1 protein-coding gene is annotated in these 6,107 nt (G+C 68.3%); it reads right to left on the bottom strand.

Annotated features, from left to right (window positions below):
* Positions 1–5,817: DNRLRE domain-containing protein (locus ACFYPN_RS33570; RefSeq protein ID WP_389303671.1), on the bottom strand; the 5,817-nt coding region annotated here is incomplete at its 3' end.
* Positions 5,818–6,107 lie beyond the last annotated feature (290 nt).

The following is a 6,107-nucleotide window of genomic DNA, read 5'->3' as shown; positions in this document are numbered from 1 at the left end:
CTTGCCGTTGAGGTCGTATTGGTTGATGGGGTCGAGGGGGTAGGTGTAGGCGTTGGCGTTGCCGCCGGGGACGGGGTCGGTGGAGAGGAAGCGTCCGGTGGTGGGGTTGTAGAGGCGGACGCCCATGAGGGTGAGGCCGGTGAGGGTTTCGGTGGAGCGGGTTTTGGCGCCGAGCCAGCCGTAGCGGGTGGGTTGTTGGCCGGGTCGGGGGTTGCCGTATTCGTCGGTGTCCAGGACGGTCGGGGCGGTGGTGGTGTCCAGCGGGAGCTGGAGGGCGATGTCGCCGTGGAGGTTGGCGAGTTGGAGGACGGTGCCGCCGGTTTTGGTGCTGGTGGCGGCGAGGTCGCCGGTGGGGCTGTCGATGTTGCGGGTGAGGTTGCCGCTGGTGTCTTCGGTGATCCAGCGGGGGCTGTCGGTGTCGGAGTCGTAGTGGTTGGTCTTGGTGGCGGTCTGGGTCCAGGTGCCGGCGGTGTTGGTCTCGGTGGTCCAGCCGCGGTAGCGGAGGTTGGAGTCGAGGGTCCAGGTCTGGCGCTGGGTGCCGGCGGTCTGCTGCTGGGCCAGGTCGTTGTTGTAGTAGGTGAGGGTGGTGCCGGGCAGGGCGGTGGTGCGGCCGAGGTTGTCGTAGGTGTAGCCGCTGTTCACCAGCCGGTCGGCGGTGTCGTAGGTGTACGGGGTGCTGGTGGCGCCGGTGGTGGTGCAGTCCAAGCCGACGGTTGCTGCGGCGGTGGCCAGGGTCTTGCGGTTGCTGTTCTTGTCGAAGGTGTAGGTGCGGGTGGTGCAGACGGCGTCGGCGCCGGTGTCCTGGACGGCGGTGAGGCGGCCGGTGTTGTCGTAGGTGTAGGCCTGCGAGGAGGTCACGCCGGGTGTGCCGCCGTGGGCGACGGTCTGGCTGTGGGTGTTCTCGCTGACGCTGTCGGCCAGGAGAAGGGTGCCGTCGCTGGTGCGGGTGTAGGTGCGGCCGGTGGCCGATCCGGTGGTGTCCTGCTCGTCGGTGCGGGTGTACCCGCCGGGCAGGGTCTGGGTGGTCGGCGCGCCGTCGGCGTCGTAGCGGGCGGTGAAGGTGCCCGCGACCGAGTCGGTGAGCGAGGTGGTCAGGCCGCGGGGGTCGATCGCGGTGTCGTAGGTGTAGGTGGTGGTGGAGGGGACGGTGTCGGTGACCTTCGTCGGCCGGTCCAGGGCGTCGTACTCGGTGGTGGTGACGGCTGCGTCGGCGTCGGTGTAGGTGAGCTGACGGCCGAGCAGGTCGAAGGTCTTGCTGATGGTGCCGCCGGCGGTGGAGGTCTGCTTGTTCGCCTGTCCGGTGGCGGGGTCGTAGCTGGTGGTGCTGGCCGGGACGACGGGGCCCAGGCCACCGGTGACCGTCACCGTGGTGGGACGGCCGGCGGTGTCGTAGCCGTTGACGGTGGTGCGGGTGGTGCCGTTCGCGGTCTCGGTGACCTTGGCGACCTGTCCGTCAGCTGCGTACTCGATGGTCTTGGTCGGCAGCTGTGCGGGGTTGGTGCCACCGCCGGTGATCGCCGCGAGCGGCGAGGTCTGGCAGACCATGTCCGCCCATTCGGGGCGGCCGTTGCAGGTACCCGTGCCCGTCGCGGAGTAGTAGGTGGTCTGCGTCGCACCGGCGTCGGTGCCGGTGGAGGCGGGCAGGGCGGTCTTGATCACACGGCCCTGGTCGTCGTAGGTGGTGGTCGTGGTCAGTGCCAGCCCGCCGGGGTCCTGGGTGCTCGTGGTGGCCACGCCCTTGACCCAGTCGAATCCGGTCGTCGTGACACGGGGGTCGGCGGTCAGGGCCGGCCAGGATCGCAGCTGGGCCCCGGTGGTCTCCTTGGTGACCTGGTCCTTGACCGCGGCGGTGCCGTCGGTGGGACGGCCGCTGTCGTACTCCTTGAGGGTCTGGGACCGGGCGATGACCTTGCTGCCGGCCTGCGCGACGGTGGTCGTGCCGCTGAGAAGCTTCGAGCCGAGCACGACCTGGTGGAGCGGCCCGTACTCCGCGATCTCGCGGGTTCCGGTGTCGTTGTAGACAGTCGAGGTGGACAGCAGCTGGGCACGCTCGGACGGGGCGAGGGCGCTGATGCCGAGGCCGGTGAGTTCCGCCTTCTGGGCGGTGGTGGTGCCCAGTGCCAGTTCGCGGTTGCCGGCGGTCAGCGACCGGACGGAGTTGCTGAACTGGTCGTATTCCGTGACCGAGATGTGGTGGCCGGGGGTCGTTTCGTTGACCTCGCGTCCGGAGGCGTCCATGTAGTGGATGCCCGCGCGGGTGTAGGAGCCGGCGGTCAGGGTGCTGCCGTCGTTGCCGGCGGGCACCTGGTCGGCGGGGAAGACCGCGGTGGCGTCACTGGGGGCGTCGGTCTGTCCCCACGACGCGAGCGCGGAAGTGCCGAGGTCCTCGGGTGCGGTCGATCCGGTCAGCGGCACACCGTAGACGATGGTGGTAGCGGCGGTGCCGTTGGTCTGGCTGGCGCTGCCCGGCGTGAGCGTCGAGCGGGAGGCGTTGAGGAGCATGCCCGCACCGGCGGCCGGGTTGGCCCCGGCCTGCCCGTAGGTGAAGTTCCACGGCAGCTGTCCGGCCGGCGTCAGCGCGGTGATACGCCCTGAGCTGTCGTAGGTGTAGGCGGTCTTCAGCGCGGGGCTGATACGCGGGTCCCACTGCTCCCGCAGGCGGCCGCTGGCGTCGTAGGCGTAGGCCGCGACGGTCTGCGCGGTGGCCGCGGAGGCTCCGGGCGCAGTCGACCACAGCTTGATCGCGGAGACCTGGTCCTTGACATCTCCCAGCGTGGAGCCGGTCGCCGTGGTGGCGGAGGCGTAGATGAATTCCAGTGCCCGGCAGCCCTTCGTCGACGGCGTGGTCGCGCACGCCGAGGCGGTGACCGCCGGTGTCGGGGCGATGAGCAGCTTCGGGCGGGAGGTCTTGTTCTCGCCCAGGGTGATCGCTTCGCTCACGGTGGTGGTCGTGGTGTTGGCCAGGCCCTCCAGGTAGGAGGTCGAGGCGTTCCACAGGGTGGTGCTGCCGCTCACCGGGCTGAAGGTGGTGACCTCGCCCGCGGAGCTCTTCAGGCTGAAGGAACCGGTGAAGGTGCCGGTGAGTTCGTAGTCTTCGGCACCGACCTCGGGTATCCAGCCCGTCTTCGCCGCGTTCTGCGTGAAGTTCAGCGTCGTGTCGTCGCCCGCGGCGCCGACACTTACGGACGTTGCGGCGGTCTTGAACAGCCTCGTCCAGGAAGTGGAGGACTGGTCGCCGGAGGCGCCGTAGAGCCATTCCTTGCCGAAGATCGGGGCCTGCTGGTCGGTGCCGGCACCTGCCTGCGGCGATCGGGAAGAAGCCGTCCGGTCGACCGAGAGGCCAAAGAAGGAGGCGTCGTTGTCGGAGAGCGTGTAGTCGCCGGTCAGGAGGTTCAGCGAGCCGGGGCCCACTTCTTCGCTCGCGGCGCCGTCGGCAGTCCGGTCGATGGTGGCGTTGACCGGATCGGAAGCGGCGGAGGCGCTGGAAGGACCGGTGAAGTCCGCCTTGATCTGCACCGCTCCGTCGGGATTGACGGTGGAGGCGGCGTTCCAGGTCAGCTTCGGGCTCTTGCCGGCGGTCAGCGCCACCGGCCATGCCGTCAGCGGCTGGCCCCCGGACGTCACGGCGCCCGCGGGGATGGTGGTCCAGGTGTCGGCCTCACCACGGCGCCAGGAGAAGGTGACCTTGTCGAACTTGGAGCCGTCCGCTTCAGCGGTCAGTGGAAGACGGGCAGCCGTGCGGGTGCCTTCGTCGGGGCTGGTGACGCCTCCGGGGCCGACATGGAAGGTGTAGGAGAGGGCTTCGGAGGTGTTGTCGGCCTTGTCCTTGGCCCGCACCTGCAGCGTGTTCGTTCCGGCCTTGGCGGGCTTGACGGTGATGTTGACCGGGGTGGTGCCGCTGGTGGCCACGCTCGTCCAGGTCGTACCGTCCAGCGACCACTCGATGGCGTTCTGGTCCCCTGCCGGCGGCGTCACCTTGAAGACGCCGGCCTGGTTGGCGCCCTTGACCCACGAGGCGGAGGGGTAGTCGGTGGAGGTCACCGCCGTCGGCGCGGAAGGGGCGGAGGTGTCGACGGTGAACGTCGCCCACGCCGACCAGTCGTTGTTGTAGTGGGTACCGTCGTACGGGTTGGTGCGGAACTTGTAGGTCTTGCCGTTGGTGAGCAGACCCGCGGGAACGGTCACCGACGCCGGCTGGCCCGAGGGCACGTACGGCGAGACCAGGTAGTTGCCGACCTGAGTACTGGTGGCGGCATCGTCGATCTCGAACGTGCCGTCGACCTTGTCGTTGTTGACGTCGACGAACGTGTCGCTCAGGGTCGGCGTCGTGGTGTTCACGAACCAGGCACCGGTGGAGTCCTGGAAAAACGGGGGTCCGGCCTGCTGGTCGGTCCCCGTCTTGGGCCGGTAGTTGTAGGTCACGGTCAGCTTCGGCGGGTTGGACGCGGCGTTGGCCGAGTTGAACCGCTTCCACTGCGCGGTGACCGTCTCGCTCGGCGCCCGCAGCCCCATGCCAGACGTGGCGTTCTTCGCCGACGCCCACGACTGCACCAGATCGGTGACATCTGCGTTGACCCAGCCGTCGGGCGCCGAGGCGCAACCAGTGTTGCCCTTGGTCTCCGTCGAAGTCGCCGACGCGGTGGTCGCCCAGGTCGGCTGGGCGGCCCAGCGCGAAGTGGTGGAAGCCTTGCCCGCGCTGTAGACCGCCCAGGGATACGCCTTGCAGTCGGTGTTCCCGGAGTGGAAGTTCCACAGGCTCAGCTTCGCGCTGGAGACCAGCGCGTCCGAAATCGGCGCGGTGTTCCATGTGATGAAGGAACGGGCGGTCCGCGGCGTGCCGTCGGCGTTCGTGGTGCCCGGGTTGCCCAGATCCAGCTCGACGTCGCTGGACCAGTCGACGGTCTCGCCCTGCTGGACGTAGGTGTCGAAGACGTTGGACAGGGCCGACGTCGAGGGGTCCACGGTGACCGGATACTGCGTCTCCGGGTCGGCGAGGAACTTCGCGTCAGGGGTGAACACCAGACTGATCGTTCCCTTGCTGCGAACGACTTCCAGCTTCACCGGCGCCTGATGAGTGTGCTCCCCGGAGACCTTGTCGACCTGGGCGTCCCACATCACCGGAGCCGGCATCACCGCCTGCTTCTTGCCCTTCTTGTCGGTGAAGAGCAGGCTGCCGTCCTCGTTCTGCACCACCTTCAGGCCCTTGGCCTTCAGCGGCAGCGTGTACGCATAGCCCTCAGCCGCAGGCTGCGTGGTGATCTGCACGAACTGCTCGAACCCGGTACGCGTGGCTTCCACCACGACGTCGCCGTCCGTCACCGCGCCGCGGTAGGTAGCCCGGTTGCCCTTCAGGACGGGCTTGGGCAGATCCCCCTTCCACTGCAACGCGATCTGCTGATCGCCCTCGCCCAGGGTCACCAGGTCCTGGGCCTTGCCCGACCCGGCGGCCGCCGGCGCGGTTGCCTTGCCACCCCCGGCGAGCCGCAGGCCCCGAGGGTGCGCGGCAGGCTCCACCACACCGTTACTGGCCTGGAGATCCAGATCCACTGCCCGCCAGCCGCTGGCGTCCTGGAACCGGACCGGTCCCGCCGCCAACTCCGTCGTCAGTGACCCCTCCGGATTCACCCACGTCGTCGAGGTCTCCGACCGCTCGGCCAGAACCTCCACACGCTTCCCGGACAACCGGGCCAGCACTCGAGCCGACGCCAGGTCAGCTGCCGACGTCGCGTACCCCTTGGCGCCCTGCGACTCCTCAGCACCCGCAGACGACTCACCGGCAAACGATGCCGGCATCTCCGCCAGCGTCGTCACCGCCATGGTCAGAACCAGAGACACAGCTACGCGCCGGCTCCAAGTTCGACCGGGTTCCAGCAAGCCGGGCCTACGCCCGGCCCCCGCCCTCTTGCTCATTCAAACCCCTACCTTCACAGAAACCCCACAGGACGTGGGACAGCGCAAAGCTAGCCCAGACCAAAACACCCCCAATCGCGCAAATGATCATCAATAAATACGCGCCACGTATCCCCCCAGGTAAAGAAAACCAAAAACAAAAGAATGCGCATTACACCCATGTTTTTGGCATATGCATTCCAGCCAATACAACACAC

Origin of the sequence: Streptomyces sp. NPDC005576, assembly GCF_042871745.1 — a bacterium.
Classification (GTDB): Bacteria; Actinomycetota; Actinomycetes; order Streptomycetales; family Streptomycetaceae; genus Streptomyces.
The sequence above is the reverse complement of the archived record's forward strand: the minus strand, read 5'-3'. Positions and strand labels throughout refer to the sequence as shown.